12 protein-coding genes are annotated in these 16,278 nt (G+C 71.2%); 5 read left to right on the top strand and 7 right to left on the bottom strand.

Features of this window, described 5'->3' with window-relative positions:
* Positions 1–2 precede the first annotated feature (2 nt).
* From ACIQOU_RS29670 to ACIQOU_RS29685, 4 genes are all read left to right on the top strand, one after another.
* Positions 3–1,574, top strand: coding sequence for a glycosyltransferase (locus ACIQOU_RS29670; protein ID WP_401541409.1), 1,572 nt, complete (start codon positions 3–5; stop codon positions 1,572–1,574).
* Entirely contained in the window at positions 1,574–3,823 is a 2,250-nt protein-coding gene (locus ACIQOU_RS29675; RefSeq protein ID WP_401541411.1) for an ArnT family glycosyltransferase, read from the top strand. The genes ACIQOU_RS29670 and ACIQOU_RS29675 overlap by 1 nt, the downstream gene beginning before the upstream one ends.
* A gap of 214 nt (positions 3,824–4,037) precedes the next feature.
* Positions 4,038–5,558 (top strand): MFS transporter, encoded by a 1,521-nt coding sequence (locus tag ACIQOU_RS29680; RefSeq protein ID WP_401541413.1) that lies wholly within the window; start codon positions 4,038–4,040, stop codon positions 5,556–5,558.
* Positions 5,559–5,666: 108 nt separating this feature from the next.
* Positions 5,667–6,521, top strand: coding sequence for a TetR/AcrR family transcriptional regulator (locus tag ACIQOU_RS29685; RefSeq protein WP_401541415.1), 855 nt, complete (start codon positions 5,667–5,669; stop codon positions 6,519–6,521).
* Between the two features lie 35 nt (positions 6,522–6,556).
* Here ACIQOU_RS29685 and ACIQOU_RS29690 read toward each other — a convergent pair whose 3' ends face one another.
* From ACIQOU_RS29690 to ACIQOU_RS29705, 4 genes are all read right to left on the bottom strand, one after another.
* The gene (locus ACIQOU_RS29690; protein ID WP_401541418.1) at positions 6,557–7,030 is read right to left on the bottom strand and encodes a PPOX class F420-dependent oxidoreductase; all 474 of its coding nucleotides are present in this window, start codon (positions 7,028–7,030) and stop codon (positions 6,557–6,559) included.
* 350 nt (positions 7,031–7,380) lie between these two features.
* Complete coding sequence (locus tag ACIQOU_RS29695) at positions 7,381–8,202, bottom strand: YceI family protein (RefSeq protein WP_401541420.1); 822 nt, start codon at positions 8,200–8,202, stop codon at positions 7,381–7,383.
* 458 nt (positions 8,203–8,660) lie between these two features.
* On the bottom strand, positions 8,661–11,225 hold the full coding sequence (locus ACIQOU_RS29700; protein ID WP_401541422.1) for an MFS transporter: 2,565 nt from the start codon (positions 11,223–11,225) through the stop codon (positions 8,661–8,663).
* 11 nt (positions 11,226–11,236) lie between these two features.
* The gene (locus tag ACIQOU_RS29705) at positions 11,237–11,749 is read right to left on the bottom strand and encodes a MarR family winged helix-turn-helix transcriptional regulator (RefSeq protein WP_401541425.1); all 513 of its coding nucleotides are present in this window, start codon (positions 11,747–11,749) and stop codon (positions 11,237–11,239) included.
* A gap of 917 nt (positions 11,750–12,666) precedes the next feature.
* Here ACIQOU_RS29705 and ACIQOU_RS29710 point away from each other — a divergent pair.
* Positions 12,667–12,870: a hypothetical protein gene (locus ACIQOU_RS29710; RefSeq protein ID WP_401541428.1), complete on the top strand. Its 204-nt coding sequence runs from the start codon at positions 12,667–12,669 to the stop codon at positions 12,868–12,870.
* A gap of 970 nt (positions 12,871–13,840) precedes the next feature.
* On the opposite strand, the gene ACIQOU_RS29715 is transcribed toward ACIQOU_RS29710, so the two are convergent.
* The 3 genes from ACIQOU_RS29715 to ACIQOU_RS29725 all read right to left on the bottom strand — a co-directional run bounded on the left by ACIQOU_RS29715 (position 13,841) and on the right by ACIQOU_RS29725 (position 16,263).
* A complete protein-coding gene (locus tag ACIQOU_RS29715; protein WP_401541430.1) occupies positions 13,841–14,731 on the bottom strand; it encodes an RNA polymerase sigma factor SigF in 891 nt (296 codons plus the stop codon).
* A 245-nt stretch (positions 14,732–14,976) separates the two neighbouring features.
* Positions 14,977–15,798, bottom strand: coding sequence for an RNA polymerase sigma factor SigF (locus ACIQOU_RS29720; protein WP_401541433.1), 822 nt, complete (start codon positions 15,796–15,798; stop codon positions 14,977–14,979).
* A gap of 294 nt (positions 15,799–16,092) precedes the next feature.
* The gene (locus ACIQOU_RS29725) at positions 16,093–16,263 is read right to left on the bottom strand and encodes a hypothetical protein (protein WP_401541796.1); all 171 of its coding nucleotides are present in this window, start codon (positions 16,261–16,263) and stop codon (positions 16,093–16,095) included.
* Between the last annotated feature and the right edge of the window lie 15 nt (positions 16,264–16,278).

Raw genomic sequence — 16,278 nt, forward strand, 5'->3', positions numbered from 1 at the left:
CCATGCGAACCGACTCTTCTCCCGGCACTCTGCCGGCGCGGGAGCACCTCCCGGCCGGCACCGCCGGTGCGCCTGTCCTGGACGTCGTGATCCCCGTCTACAACGAGGAGAAGGACCTTGAGCCGTGTGTCTTGAGACTGCATGATCATCTCAAGCGCACCTTCCCGTACGCGTTCCGCATCACGGTGGCGGACAACGCGTCGACGGACGCCACCCCCCAGGTGGCGGCACGGCTGGAGGCGGAGATCGCCGAGGTCTCCAACTTCCGTCTGGAGCAGAAGGGCCGGGGTCGCGCCCTGCGGACGGTGTGGTCCGCCTCGGAGGCGCCGATCCTCGCCTACATGGACGTGGACCTGTCGACCGACCTGAACGCGCTGCTGCCGCTGGTGGCACCGCTGATCTCCGGCCACTCGGACCTCGCCATCGGCTCCCGCCTCGCCCGCTCCTCGCGGGTGGTGCGCGGACCGAAGCGTGAGTTCATCAGCCGGGCCTACAACCTCATCCTGCGGGGCTCCCTCCAGGCCCGCTTCTCCGACGCACAGTGCGGCTTCAAGGCGATCCGGCGCGATGTCGCGCAGGTGCTGCTGCCGCTGGTCGAGGACACCGGCTGGTTCTTCGACACCGAGATGCTGGTCATCGCCGAGCGCGCGGGCCTGCGCATCCACGAGGTGCCGGTCGACTGGGTCGACGACCCGAACTCGACCGTGCACATCGTGAAGACGGCGACCGAGGACCTCAAGGGCGTCTGGCGGGTCGGCAAGGCGCTGGCCACCGGATCGCTCCCGCTGGACCGGGTCGCCCGCCCGTTCGGCGACGACCCCCGCGACCGTGACATCCAGGACGTGCCGAAGGGGCTGGCCCGCCAGCTCGTCGGGTTCTGCGTGGTCGGCGGCCTGTCCACCCTCTTCTACCTGGTGCTCTACAGCGTCTTCCGGGAGTTCTCCGGTTCGCAGATCGCCAACGCGCTCGCCCTGCTGGTCTCGGCGGTCGCCAACACCGCCGCCAACCGCCGCCTCACCTTCGGGGTGCGGGGCCGGGGCGGGGCCGTCCGGCACCAGGCCCAGGGTCTGGTCGTCTTCGGCATCGGGCTCGCCCTGACCAGCGGCTCCCTCGCCGCCCTGAGCGCCGCGAGCAGCGACCCGGCGCACTCCACCGAGCTGGCGGTGCTGATCGCCGCCAACCTCGCGGCGACCATCCTGCGCTTCCTCCTCTTCCGCGCCTGGGTCTTCCCGGACCGCCAGGACGCCACCCCCTCGACGGTCGTCGCCTCGCACACCCCGTCGTCACCGACCTACGCGACGTCGGCAACGGCGCCGAACGCGGCGTCGTATGCAACGTCGGCGGCGCCCTCGTACCCCGCGGGCGGCTCGGCCGGTCACGCTCAGCAGCCCCCGCTGCCCCAGCGCTCCGGCCAGCAGAGCGCCGACCACCTGAACGCACAGCAGTACGGCAGCACCCAGCACCAGACCACGCAGTTCCGCGCCGGTGAAGCCGCGGACGGCGGGCGGCAGGACGCCACGATGCGGCTCCAGCCGACGCGCCCCTACGACAGCACCGAGCCGAGGGACCACTGATGACCACCCACTACGACCGGACCACGCACGAAGGGGGTGCCGCCCTCGCCGAACCGGCCGAACCGGTCGACGCGCGGGACATCGCCCCGTCGCCCCCCGAGGGCGGCGAGCCGAAGCAGCCGTTCGCCACCCGGGTGTGGCGCGGCCGGCCCGAGGACCCGCGCTGGGCACGCCCGGCCTTCCTCGGACTCCTGCTCGCGACGGCGGCGCTCTACTTCTACAACCTGAGCGCCTCCGGCTGGGCCAACTCCTTCTACTCCGCGGCCGTCCAGGCGGGCACCAAGTCCTGGGAGGCGATGTTCTTCGGCTCCCTGGACTCGGCCAACGCGATCACGGTCGACAAGCCGTCGGCGTTCCTGTGGCCGATGGAGCTGGCGGCCCGGGTCTTCGGCCTCAACTCCTGGACGATCCTGGGCCCCGAGGTCCTCATGGGCGTCGGCACGGTCGCCGTCGTCTACGCCTCGGTGCGCCGCCGGTTCAGCCCCGGCGCCGGTCTGATCGCGGGCGGCGTGCTCGCCCTGACGCCGGTCGCGGCGCTGATGTTCCGGTTCAACAACCCGGACGCGATGCTGGCCCTGCTGATGTCGCTGGCCTGCTACTTCGTGGTCCGCGCCCTGGAGGACGGCCGCACCAAGTGGCTGGTGTGGGCGGGTGTCGCCATCGGCTTCGCCTTCCTCGCCAAGACGCTCCAGGCGTTCCTGATCCTGCCGCCGCTCGCGATCGTCTACGCGGTCTGCGCGCCGGTCCCGGTGAAGAAGCGGTTCGGTCAACTCGCCCTCGCCACCGGTGCGTTGGTGGCGGCCGGCGGCTGGTGGGTGGCGCTCGTCGAACTCTGGCCCGCCTCCTCCCGCCCCTACATCGGCGGCTCCCAGAACAACTCGTTCCTTGAACTGACCTTCGGCTACAACGGACTTGGCCGCATCAACGGCGACGAGACCGGCAGCGTCGGACCCGGTGGCGGCTCGGTCAGCGCCTGGGGCGAGACCGGCTGGGACCGGATGTTCAACTCCGAGATCGGCGGCCAGATCTCCTGGCTGCTGCCCGCCGCCCTGGTCCTGCTGGTGGCCGGCATGGTCGCCACCCGCAAGCTCAACAGGACGTCGGTGACCCGGGGTTCGTTCCTGGTCTGGGGCGGTTCGCTGCTGACCACGTGGGTCATCTTCAGCTACATGGCCGGCATCTTCCACCAGTACTACACGGTGGCGCTGGCCCCCTACATCGCGGCCGTGGTCGGCATGGGCGCGGGCATCCTGTGGGAGAAGCGCACCGAGATCTGGGCCTCCCTCGCCCTCGCGGGCTCCGTGGTGGCGGCCTCGGTCTGGGGTTACGTCCTGCTCAACCGCAGCTCCACGTACCTGCCGTGGCTGAAGTGGCTGGTCCTGATCGGCGGCCTGGTCGGCGCCCTCGGCCTGATCTTCGCGGGCCGCGTCAAGCGTCAACTCGCCCTCGCCGCCGTCGCGGTGAGCATCCTCGCCGCCCTCGGCGGCCCGACCGCCTACACCCTCAGCACGGTCAGCACCGGTCACACCGGCTCGATCCCGACGGCGGGCCCGTCCGGTATGGGCATGGGCGGCATGGGCGGCGGCCCCGGCGGCGGTGGCGGTCGCGGCGGCAACGGCGGCCCCGGCGGCGGCATGCCGGGCCAGAACCAGCAGAACGGCGGCACCCAGAAGAACGGCACCGGCAACGGCGGCGGCTTCCCGGGCGGCGGCACCGGTGGCGGCGGCTTCGGCGGCGGCACGCCGGGCCAGGGCGGCACCGGCCAGCAGGGCGGCCAGAGCCAGCAGGGCAACGGCACCGGCTCCACCCAGGGCCAGAACCGTCAGGGCGGCCCCGGCGGCGGCATGGGCGACGGTGGCATGGGCGGCGGCGCGGGCGGCCTGCTGAACGGCGCGAACGTCACCTCGGCGGCCAAGAAGCTGATCTCCGCCGACGCCGACAAGTACACCTGGGCGGCTGCGGCCATCGGCGCCCAGAACGCGGCGAGCTACCAACTCGCCACCGGTGACCCGGTGATGGCGATCGGCGGCTTCAACGGCACCGACCCGTCCCCGACGCTGGCCCAGTTCAAGAAGTACGTGGCCGAGGGGAAGATCCACTACTTCATCTCCAGCGGCTCCGGCGGCGGCATGGGCTCCAGCTCCACCGGCACCTCCTCGAAGATCACCTCCTGGGTCGAGAAGAACTACAAGAAGGTGACGGTCGGTTCGGCCACCTTCTACGACCTCACCCAGAAGGCGAGCAGCTGACGTCCGACTGAGGAGTCGAACGGCCAACGGCCGACAGAGGGCGGTGACTTCGGTCACCGCCCTCTCTCGTGCGCCGGGGACGGCCGCCCGTCGGCGGCGGCCGGGGGGCGAGGGGGTGAGGGGTGAGGGGGCGAGGGACGGGTATCGAACGGCGGCTGCGGCTGACCGGAATGGTTGTTGTACGGCGTACAGGGGCTGTTCTACGGTGTATGGCATGCCGACCAGCCAGGGCCACCCGCCGGACCACTCCCCGGACCACTCCTCCCCGGGCCCCCTCCATGACCAGCCCCAGGGTCACCCCCAGCGGTGGCTCATCCTCGGGGTCATCTGTCTCGCGCAGCTCACCGTGCTGCTGGACAACACCGTCCTGAACGTCGCGATCCCGTCCCTGACCAGGGAGTTGGACGCGGGCACCGCCGACATCCAGTGGATGATCAACGCGTACTCGCTCGTCCAGTCGGGCCTGCTGCTCACCGCCGGCAGCGCCGCCGACCGCTACGGCCGCAAGAAGATGCTGGTCGCGGGTCTGATCCTGTTCGGCGTGGGCTCGCTGGTGGCCGGACTCGCGGGCACGACCGGGCAGTTGATCGCCGCGCGGGCCGGGATGGGCATCGGCGGCGCCCTGTTGATGACGACCACGCTGGCCGTGGCGATGCAGATCTTCACCCCCGGCGAGCAGCCGAAGGCCATCGGCATCTGGGCCGCCGTCAACTCCCTCGGGTTCGCGACCGGACCGCTGCTCGGCGGCTTCATGCTGAACCACTTCTGGTGGGGCGCGATCTTCCTGATCAACCTGCCGGTCGCCGCGCTCGCCCTGGTGGCCGTCGTCGTGCTGGTCCCCGAGTCCAAGAACCCGCTCGGTGACCGCCCCGACCTGCTGGGCGCCCTGCTGTCCACGGTCGGCATGAGCGCGCTGGTCTTCGCGATCATCTCCGGCCCCTCGCACGGCTGGACATCGCCCCGGGTGCTGGTCAGCGCCGCCGTCGCGGCCGTCGTCCTGGCCCTGTTCGGCTACTGGGAGAACCGGATTCCGTACCCCATGCTGGACCTGAACTTCTTCCGCAACCGGCGGTTCACCGGCGCCGTCGCGGGCGCGGTGCTGATCTCGTTCGGCATGGGCGGCTCGCTGTTCCTGCTCACCCAACACCTCCAATTCGTCCTGGGCTACGGCCCGTTGGAGGCAGGGCTGCGTACCGCGCCGCTCGCGCTGACCATCGTCGCCCTCAACTTCACCGGGATCGCGGCGCGTTGGATGACCCGGCTCGGCACGCCCCTCGCGATCGCCGTCGGCATGGCGCTGATGTCGGGCGGCGTGGCGGCCATCGCCCTGCTGGCGCCGAGCGGTTACGCCGGAACGCTGGTCGGCCTGCTGCTCATCGGCGCGGGCGGCGCGATCGCCAGCCCGGCGATGGCCCACGCCATCATGAGCGCGATCCCGCCCGCGAAGGCCGGCGTCGGGGCCGGGGTCAACGGCACCCTCGCCGAGTTCGGCACCGGGCTCGGGGTCGCCGTTCTCGGCGCCGTCCTCAACTCCCGTTTCCTGGCGGTGTCGTTGCCGGTCGCCCTGGCCGCGGCCGGTTCGGCGGCGGAACGGCACCGGGTCACCGCGTCCTTCTCCGACGCCCTCCGCACGAGCCTGCTGGTGGGCGCGTTCGCGGTGCTGCTGGGCGGAGTGCTCGCCGCGCTGCTGCTGCGCAGGGCCGAACGGGCGGACTCGGAGGCGGTGGTCGCCTAGGTGCCGGGGTGGTTGGGTAGTCGTTGAGGCTGGTCGTGGGGGTTTCCCGTGGTGTGCGGGGGGCCTGGTGCGGTCGTTGCCGGTGTGCGGAAGTGAGGAAGGTGCCCCATGACGAAGGCGGCCGATCGGACCAGCGTGTGGCTGGCGGGCAAGGTTCGCGGGGGCGGGCGCGGTGGGCAGCCGTCGGGGCTCGACCGGGGGCGGATCACCGAGGCGACGGTCCGGCTGCTGGACGCGGAGGGGCTCGCGCGGTTCTCGATGCGCCGGCTCGCCGCCGAACTGAACGTCACCGCGATGTCCGTCTACTGGTACGTCGACACCAAGGACGACCTCCTCGAACTCGCCCTGGACCACGTCTACGGCGAACTGCGCCTCCCCGACGCCGTGCTCCCCGGCCAGTGGCGCGACCAACTCCGGTCGCTGGCCGGTGCGTACCGGCTGCTGCTGGTCCGGCACCCGTGGCTGTCGCCGCTGGTCGGCACGTTCCTCAACGTCGGCCCGAACTCGCTGTCGTTCTCCCGTTCCGTCCAGCAGATCCTGCGGACGACGGGGCTGCCCACGGCCGGACTGACCGGCGCGATCTCCGCCGTCTTCCAGTTCGTGTACGGGTTCGGCACGATCGAGGGGCACTTGGGGGTGCGCTCGGCGGAGGCCGGCATGACCCAGGAGGAGTACTTCCGGCACGCGATGGACGCCGTGGCCCAGGCCCCGGAGACCGCCGCGATGGTCCAGGAGAACGCCGACCTCATGGCGGCTCGCGGCGGCGACACCATCCAGGAGATGAGAGACCGCGACTTCACCTTCGCCCTGGACCTCCTGGTGGCCGGCATCGAGGCGATGGTGGAGAGGGCGGGGAGTGGGGAGCAAGCGGGGCTGGCGTCCGGTGTGGAGGGGGCGGGGGCGACGGGGACGGCGAGGGCGCCCGGGGCGACGGGTGCGGCCGGGGCGCCGGGGAACCCGTAGTACCCGCACGTACCCGTCGTAGTGCCCCCGCCCCTTTACGCCTCCGGCGGAGCCAACCGTGCCGGGAAACCGCCCGTCGCCACCGGCCCCCACTTCTCCGGCGTGACCCGGATGATCGACTTGCCCTGCTTGGCCATGGCCGCCCGGTACTCGTCCCAGTCCGGGTGCTCCCCGGCGATGTTGCGGTAGTACTCGACGAGGGGTTCCACGGAGTCCGGGGTGTCGATGACCTCGGCGGTCCCGTCGATCTGGACCCACGGGCCGTTCCACTCGTCGCTCAGGACGACGAGGCTGACCCGGGTGTCCCGCTTGGCGTTGCGCGTCTTGGCCCGCTCGGGGTACGTCGACATGACGATCCGGCCGGAGTCGTCGACCCCGCAGGTGAGCGGCGAGGCCTGCGGGCTCCCGTCGGTCCGCCGGGTCAGCAGCAGCGCCCGGTGCCGGGGACGCACGAAGTCGAGCAACTCGTCGAGGGAGACGCGGGTGTTGGTCGCGATGTTCGGTGCCATGCGGCCAGCGTAGAACGCCGGGTGCCGGAAGGCGCGCTGAGGACGGAGGGGGCGACGGAGGGGGCGACGGAGGGGGGCGACGGAGGGGGGCGACGGAGGGGGCGTCAGGATGGCGAGGGCTTGTCACGCCGGTTAGAGGGTGTCACGCCCGTGAGAGGCTCCCCGAACACGCCCAGCCCTCGCCCCCGTTACACCCTCTAACTCCCGCTGCAACCACTCGCGCCCCCGACACCCCCTCACCCGTGAGGCACCCTCTCACCTCTGGGGCACCCCCTCACCCGTGAGGCACCCTCTCACCTCTGGGGCACCCCCTCACCCGTGAGGCACCCTCTCACCCCGGAAGCACCCCCTCACCCCTGCGGCAGCGTCTCGCCCTGCACCGCCTGCACGTCCAGCTCCACCCGCAGCGTCGTGCCGATGGCGGCGATGCCGGCCTGGACGACCTGGTTGTAGTTCATGGCGAAGTCCTCCCGGTGCAGTTCCGTCGTCGCACGGAACGCGGCCCGCGTGCCGCCCCAGGGGTCGGCGCCGGAACCGAGGTAGGCGAGGTCGAGGTCGACGGGGCGGGCGACGCCGTGCAGGGTGAGTTCGCCGTGGACGGTCCAGCGGTCGGTGCCGGCCGGGGTGAGCCCCGAGGAGCGGAAGGTGATCTCCGGGAACGCCGTCACGTCGAGGAAGTCGGGGGAGCGCAGGTGGTCGTCGCGCATGCCGTTGCCGGTGTCGATGGACGCGGCCCGGATGACGGCCTCCACGCGGGACTTGGCCGGTTCGTCCGGGGCGATCTCGATGCGCGCGGCGAAGTCGGTGAACCGGCCCCGCACGCTGGAGATCCCCAGGTGCTGGGCGCTGGCGGCGACCGAGGAGTGCGCGGGGTCGACGGTCCAGGGGCCGGGCGGCGGCAGTTCGGTGCCGCCCTGCCGGGCGAGGGTGAGGGTGCCCAGTTCGGCACGGCCGCTCGCGGTGACGAGGGCGCTGGAGGCGACCGGCGCGTAGCCGACGGCCGTGACGATCACCGTGTAGGCGCCCGGCGCCAGGGCGGTGGTGTCCCGGACCGCGCCCTCGGGGTCGGCCTCGGCGCGCAGCACCTGGGTGCCGGTCATGTCGGTCACCGTGACGACCGCGTGCGACACGGCCCATCCGTCCCTGGTGCGGATCTTCGCGGTCAGTCCCATCCCGTTGTCTCCTTGCGGGGCCGTGCCGACACAGCTGTGGGTGGTCGCCGTGCTGATGCCGGTCGTTGTGGTGCTGGTGGTCACTGTGGTGCTGCTGGTCGAGCGAGGGACCGGCCCGTGGCGACCGCCCCGATCGGAGGCGTGCCCACCACGGGCCGGTACGGAACTCCCCGCCGAACGAGGCGAGTTGAACGTCGGGCTGAACGCCCGCCCGACGCAAGCGAGTTGCACACTCGCCCACCTGAGCGGGCCGAACTCCCCACCCACCTGGCTGGGTTGAACTCCGCCCCACCCGAGCGAGCCGAACTGCCCACCCGCTCGGGCCGGTTGGACTCCACACCGGCGTCGGGGGGCTGAGCCGACCCCCGACGCCGGTGAGCCGGACGCTCCCCGGAACCGGTGAGCCGGGTGCTGCCCGACGCCGGTGCGCTGGGGCTCACCGGCGTCGGCGTGCCGAACTACTCGCTGGGGTGGGCGAGTTCGATGTCGTGGGCGTCTACTCCGGTGCCCTGCACGGTGAGGGCGGTGGCGGTCGGGGGGTAGCCCGTCGCGATGACGGTGTACTCACCGCCGTTGAGGTCGGCGAAGGCGTACGCGCCGTCGGACCCGGTGGTGGAGGTGCCGACGACGTTGCCGGCGGCGTCGACGAGGGTCACGCGCGCGTCGGGCAGCGGGCCGTGCGGCGCCCGGACGACGCCCCGCAGTTGGGCGCCCGCGTCGAGGTCGACCTCGATCCGGGTGACCCCGGTGCCGCCCACCTCGACGGGCAGCGCGCGTGGCCGGAACCCGGCGGCGTTCACCGCGACGGTGACGGCACCCGGCACCAGTTCGGCGAACCCGAACTCGCCGCCCGCCCCGGTGGTCCCGGTGGCCAGCAGGTCGCCGCGGACATCGGTGACGATGACCATGGCACCGTCGACGGGCAGCCCGGTCCCCGCGGCCCGCACCAGGCCGTTGAGCCCGCTGGTGCCGCTGAGCAGGATGTCGAACGGGACGGGGTCGCCGTTCACCACGATCGTGGACGCCTGTGGCTGGAAACCGTCGGCGGAGGCGATCAGGACGTAGCTGCCGGCGCTCGGCGCGGCCAGCGCGTAGGAGCCGTCGGCCTGGGTGACCGCGCGGCCCAACTGCCGTCCGGCCAGCGAGATCAGGGTGACGGCTGCCTGCGGCACCGGCGCGCTCTCCGCGCCCCGCACGAACCCGTGCACCGGTATGCCCCCGAAGCCGGAACCGAACCCGGCACCGGACTCGTCCGGGTGGGCCAGGGTGGCGACGGCGGCCAGCGGCTGCGTGCCGTCGGCGGCCACCTCGGGTGAACTCCCCGCGTCCACGGCCCAGTTCGGCACCGACTCCCGCGCCATCGCCGTTTCGCGCGCGGTCGCCTGGGCCGGGATCGGAGCCGTCGCCGCGGCCTCCTCGCCGTCGGCCGCCTGCGCGAGTCCGCCCTTGGTGCGCAACGGGACCTCCTTGATGAACAGGGTGATGAGGAAGGCGAGCAGCGCCAGCACGGCCGCGATCATGAAGACGTCGGCGATGCCGTGGCCGTAGGCGCTCTCCATGACCGTGCGCAGCGGCGCGGGCAGCTTGTCCATGTCCGGGATCTCGCTGGAGGAACTCGAACCGGACGCCAGGGAGGCGTACTTGGGGCCGAGGCCGGCGATGCCGTCCTTGGCGTAGTCGGTGATGCGGTTGGCCATCACGGCGCCCAGCGCGGAGACGCCCATGGCGCCGCCGAGGGAGCGGAAGAAGGTGACCGTGGAACTGGCGGAGCCGAGATCCTTCGGGTCGACCTGATTCTGCGTGGAGAGCACCAGGTTCTGCATCATCATGCCGACGCCGAGGCCCAGCAGGGCCATGAAGACCGCGGTCTTCCAGTAGTCGGTGTCGTAGCGGATGGTGCCCAGCAGACCGAGCCCGGCCGTGATGAGCACACCCCCGCTGACCAGCCACGCCTTCCACTTGCCTGTGCGGGTGATGAACTGCCCGGAGACCGTGGAGGAGACGAACAGGCCGCCGATCATCGGGATGGTCATGACACCGGACATCGTCGGTGACTTGTCCCGCGCCAGCTGGAAGTACTGGGCGAAGAAGACCGTGCCGGAGAACATCGCGACGCCGACGAACATCGAGGCGAGCGAGGAGAGGGTGATGGTCCGGTTGCGGAACAGCCGCAGCGGGATGATCGGTTCGGTGGCCTTCGACTCGACGAGCACGAAGATCAGGCCGAGCGCGATCGAGCCCGCGATCATCGCGTACGTCTGCCACGACAGCCAGTCGTACTTGTCACCGGCGAAGGTGACCCACACCAGCAGCAGCGAGACGGCCGCCGATATGAAGAACGCGCCGGCCCAGTCGACCTTCACGTCCCGCTTCACGACCGGCAGGTGCAACGTCTTCTGCAACACGATCAGCGCGATCACCGCGAACGGCACGCCGACGTAGAAGCACCAGCGCCAGCCCAGCCAGCTGGTGTCCGTGATGACACCGCCGAGCAGCGGACCGCCGACGGTGGCGACGGCGAAGGTCGCCCCGAGGTAACCGGAGTAACGGCCGCGCTCACGCGGCGAGATCATCGCCGCCATCACGATCTGCGCGAGGGCGGAGAGGCCGCCGACACCGATGCCCTGCACCACGCGGCAGGCGATGAGCATCCCGGCGTTCTGCGACAGACCGGCGGCCGCCGACCCGAGCACGTAGATGATCAGGGCGATCTGGACGAGCGCCTTCTTGTTGTACAGGTCGGCGAGCTTGCCCCACAGCGGGGTGGCCGCCGTCATCGACAGCAGGGTGGCGGTGATGACCCAGGTGTAGGCGGACTGGCCGCCGCCGAGGTCACCGATGATCTCCGGGAGCGCGTTCGAGACGATCGTGGACGACAGGATCGCCACGAACATGCCGAGCAGCAGGCCGGAGAGGGCTTCCATGATCTGCCGGTGCGTCATCGGGACGTCGCCGGAGGGACCCGTGGAGCCTCCCCCGTGCTTGGCATGTCCCCGCACACCGGCTGGTGTGGTCGTTGCCATGGACTTCCTTATCAAGTGGTTGCGGGTGTACGGGTGGTCGGTGCGAGGGTGGGGGGCGGTGGTGGTGGCGGTGGTGGCGGTGGTGCGTGCGGGGTGCGGCTGTCGTCGAAACTCGAACGCAGCCGGGCCATCAGGCCGATGAGCTGGGCGACCTCGTCGTCGCTCCAGTCCCCGAGGCGGTCGGCGAGCAGATCGGACGTCCGCTCGGACAACTCCGCCAGCAGGGCCAGACCCGCCGGGGTGAGGTGCAGAATCCGTGACCGCCGGTCCGCCGGGTCGGCGCTCCGGTCGATCCAGCCGCGCTCGGCGAGATGCGCCACGTGTCTGCTGGTGACGGACATGTCCACGGCGAGCAGCTCGGAGAGCCGGCTCATCCGCATGGCACCGTGCCGGCCCAGCAGCGTCAGCACGGCCGCGCTGCCGCTCGGGCAGTCCGACGGCAGAATCCGCCCCAACTCCCTGCGTACGGCGCCGAAGGCACTGAACTGACGGATCAGCTCCTCATACTGCGCCCGCTCGGCCATCGCCCCTCCCATTGTTGCTTGGGGCAACCATAGAAGTCGTTGGTTGCTACAGGCAAACGAAAAGGGACCCCCTCAAACCAAAAACTCGGCAAACCCAAGTATTGCAAACGTAAATAAGCAGGTGAGGCTGGCTGGGGGCGGGGGCGGGGGCGTGGGCGGGGCTGGGGCGGGGCGGGTGGTGAGGCCGGGGGCAGGGTCGGTGGCTGGTGGCTGGGGGTTCGTGGCGGTTGGTCGGTGGCCGGGGGCCGAGGGGCGAGGGGCGAGGGGTGAGGGGCGGGGGAGGCAGCGGGGTGGGGGTCGGGTGCGCGCCTGCGGGGGTGGCCGGGGGCGAGTGCCGTCTGTGTCGGCGGGGTGTGGGCGGGGATGGCGCCTGCGTAGGTGGGGCGTGGGCGGGGGTGCCCCGGCTGGGGGTGTCGTGAGGGTGCGGGTGGGGGTGCCGTTTGCGTCGGCGGGGTGCGGGCGGGGGCGTCGGCTGGGGGTGTTGTGCTTACTCGGCGGGCGTGGGCGTGGGCGTGGGCGTGGGCGTGGGCGTGGGCGTGGGCGTGGGCGGGGGCGTGGGCGTGGGCGTGGGCGTGGGCGTGGGCGTGGGCGGGGGCGTGGGCGTGGGCGGGGTGCCGGGTAGGGGTGCGGTGCCCGCTCGGCGGGCGTGGGTGGGGTGTTGGCCAGGGGTGTCGTGCTCGCCCGGTGGGCACGGGTGCGGGTGCCGCCTGCGGGTGGGTGGGGGCGTGGGCGGGGCGTCGCCTGGGGTGTCGTGCGCGCTCGGCGGGCGCGAATGCGGGTGCGGATGCGGGCCCCGCCTGCCGGGCGCGGGCGTGAGCGTCGGCCGGGCGGCGCCGTACTCACCCGCCGGATGCGGGCGCCGGTACCGGGTGACCCGCACTTGGGTCCCCACCGCGGATTCGCTAGGGTCTCGTGCCATGGCTAACCCCCAGGGCCCCCAGGGCAACCACGACCCGGCCGGCTCCACCCAGATGTTCCGCGCGTTCGTCGACGAGGGCCCCCAGGGTCGTCAGCAGGCTCAGCCCGCCGCCGCCTCCTCCGGTCCCCGCGTCGGCCTCATCATCGGCGTCGTCGTGGCGATCGTCGTCGTGGCCGCCGTCGCCTGGCTCGCCCTCAAGTAACCGGCGCGCCCGGCCACTCCACACCTCTACGGGACGGCGACGTCCCGCGCTTCGGCGTGCCGGGCCCCGTCACGCCGTTTCCCGCGCGAACGATGCCGCCCGGCGCCCGGCGCGCCAACTCCCGCTGCTGGGGCGCCCGTAGGCCAACTCCAGCGGGCGAAACCACCGTTGGCCAACGGCCGTGGGCAGAGCGGCGATTGGCCAACCCCGTCGGATGAAACGGCCGTTGGCCAACGGCTGTAGGCAGGGCGTCGGTTGGTCAGCCCCGGTGCGCGACACGGGCGTTGGCCAACACCTGTTGGCGCGGACTGCGGCTAACTCCGGCGGGCGAAACGGCCGTTGGCCAACGTCTGTAGGCAAGGAGGCGTTGACCGGCCCTGGCTGGCGACACGGGCGTTGGCCAACGTCTGTTGGCAAGGTGACGGTGGCCAACACGGCGGATGAAACGGCTGTTGGCCAACACCCGTTGACGAGGCGCCCGTCGCCCACCTCCGGTTGCTGAAACGCCCGTTGGTCAACTCCGGTAGGCAAACCCCCGTAGGCAAACGCCTGTTGGCCAACCCCCGTAGGCAGAGCGGCCGTCGATCACCCCCGCCAACTCCCCCGCACAGGACAGCCGCACACGTAACCGGCTCCCCCCACCCCCCACCAGGACGGCCGTCGACGCGCCGGTCAGGGCGCCTCGACGGCCAGGTGTCCGAGAGTCGGGGAACTTCCTTGAAGCAGGCGGCCGTCAAGGCCGACGTGCCCCAAAGCGTGCGCCCCCTCAAGTGGCCCGGGACGTGACCCCAAGGCGTGCGCCCCTCAAGTGGGTAGGGACGTGACCACAAGGTGTGCGTCCCTCAAGTGGCCCGGGACGTGACCCCAAGGTGTGCGTCCCTCAAGTGGCCCGGGGCGGGACCGCAAGGTGGGCGGATCTTGAGGAGGTTGGGACGTGTCGCAACGCGGGTGTCCCTCAAGTGGGGGTGGGTCAGTCGGAGATGAGGCCCTCGCGGAGTTGGGACAGGGTGCGGGTGAGCAGCCGGGAGACGTGCATCTGGGAGATGCCGACCTCCTCGCCGATCTGCGACTGGGTCATGTTGGCGAAGAAGCGCAGCATGATGATCCGGCGCTCGCGAGGCGGCAACTTCGCCAGCAGCGGCTTCAGCGACTCGCGGTACTCGACACCCTCAAGTGCCGTGTCCTCGTAGCCGAGCCGGTCCGCGAGGGAGCCCTCGCCGCCGTCGTCCTCCGGGGCGGGGGAGTCCAGCGAGGAGGCCGTGTAGGCGTTGCCGACCGCGAGGCCGTCGACGACGTCCTCCTCGGACACGCCCAGCACGGTGGCGAGTTCGGCGACCGTCGGCGAACGGTCCAGCTTCTGCGACAGCTCGTCGCTGGCCTTGGTGAGCGCCAGACGCAACTCCTGGAGGCGGCGCGGGACCCGCACCGACCAGGACGTGTCGCGGAAGAACCGCTTGATCTCGCCGACGACCGTCGGCATCGCGAACGTCGGGAATTCGACGCCCCGTTCGCAGTCGAAACGGTCGATCGCCTTGATCAGGCCGATCGTGCCGACCTGGACGATGTCCTCCATCGGTTCGTTGCGCGAGCGGAACCGGGCCGCCGCGTACCGCACCAGCGGGAGGTTCAGCTCGATCAGCGTGTCCCGGACGTAGGCACGCTCGGGGCTGTCCTCGGCGAGCGTGGCGAGCCGCAGGAACAGGGAGCGGGACAGGGTGCGGGTGTCGAGGGCTCCCGATGCCGTGGGAAGCGCCGGGGCCACGGGGGCCTCCAGCACCTGGACTTCGTCAAGCGCGGCTACGGGCGCGGACTCGCTCTTCGTGAGCGTGAGCACCTTCGAGCTGCCCTGGTCTGCGGACATGCCACCCCCTTTGGGTCGCGGGACGGTCGGGGCGAACGCTCCGGACGAGGAACGCTGGCCTTCACCTGAATACCGGAGCCGAGGCCACGGCAAACGCGCTTCCGGCAGAATGTCACATGTCGGCAACACGCTGTAGTGACATGTCGACATGCGAGACGCGAAAAGGCCCTGGAAGAAGGGGGTCTGACGGTGTTTCGGACCAGAAATGTCAGTAACCGTCCGGATGAGCGATTCGCTCGGGACGGTTACGCCTCGATCCTGTTTGCGGATCGCAGCCGCTGGAAGCTACGCGCGAGTAGCCGGGAGACATGCATCTGGGAGACGCCGAGTTCGGCGCTGATCTGCGACTGGGTGAGGTTGCTGTAGTACCGCAGCAGCAGGATGCGCTGTTCGCGCTCGGGGAGTTGAACGAGGAGATGGCGGACGAGGTCGCGGTGTTCGACGCCGTCGAGGGCCGGGTCCTCGTAGCCGAGCCGGTCGAGCAGTCCGGGCAGCCCGTCGCCCTCCTGGGCGGCCTCAAGCGAGGTCGCGTGGTACGAGCGCCCGGCCTCGATGCAGGAGAGCACCTCCTCCTCGGAGATGCGCAGCCGTTCGGCGATCTCGGCGGTGGTCGGGGAGCGCCCGAAGGCCGTCGTCAGGTCCTCGGTGGCGCCGTTGACCTGCACCCATAGCTCGTGCAGCCGGCGTGGGACGTGGACGGTGCGGACGTTGTCGCGGAAGTACCGCTTGATCTCGCCGACGACGGTGGGCATCGCGAAGGTCGGGAACTGCACGCCCCGCTCGGGGTCGAAGCGGTCGATCGCGTTGATGAGCCCGATGGTGCCGACCTGGATGACGTCCTCCATCGGCTCGTTGCGGGAGCGGAAACGTGCCGCCGCGTACCGCACGAGGGGGAGGTTGGCCTCGATGAGCGCCGCCCGCACCCGGGTGTGCTCGGGGGTGCCGGGGGCGAGGTCCTTGAGTTCGGCGAAGAGCACCTGGGTGAGGGCCCGGGTGTCGGCACCACGGCTGCGCTGGGGGGTTTCCGTGACGTCCTGGGGAGGCGCGGTACTGGCCGACACGGACAACGCCACCTCTTCATCGGTCGACTGCTTCGGGCTGGTGCATCGGTCAACTCATCCGTCAAAAGCGGTCATAGCATCACAAGACATGTGCACTGTGTGCAAGCACCTCATAACGCCGTGTTGAGGGTGAGTTGGGGCATATAGCGGCAATCCAGCCCAAACAGGCCCTCCGCCTGTCCGACGGAGGGCCCGGGAAAGGGTTCGTGACGGGTTTGTGGACGGGCTCGTGGACGGGCTCGTGGAGGGGGCTGCGGGAAGAGGTGCGGGAGGGGCCGCCGGGGAAGCCGGGGCTCCCCGCTACTTCCCGCCGTTGGCCATCCACGTCATGAAATCGCCGACGGCCTTCGCGGCATCCGATATGCCCTGGAAACCTATCTGGACGTAGTCGGCTGCCTTGGCCGGATCAGTGATGATCACGTAGAGCACGAAGACCACGACCACATAGACGGCGATCTTCTTGGAATTCACCGCCACCGCGGCCTC

The sequence above is a fragment of the Streptomyces sp. NPDC091279 genome, from assembly GCF_044757465.1.
In the GTDB taxonomy this organism is placed as follows: domain Bacteria; phylum Actinomycetota; class Actinomycetes; order Streptomycetales; family Streptomycetaceae; genus Streptomyces.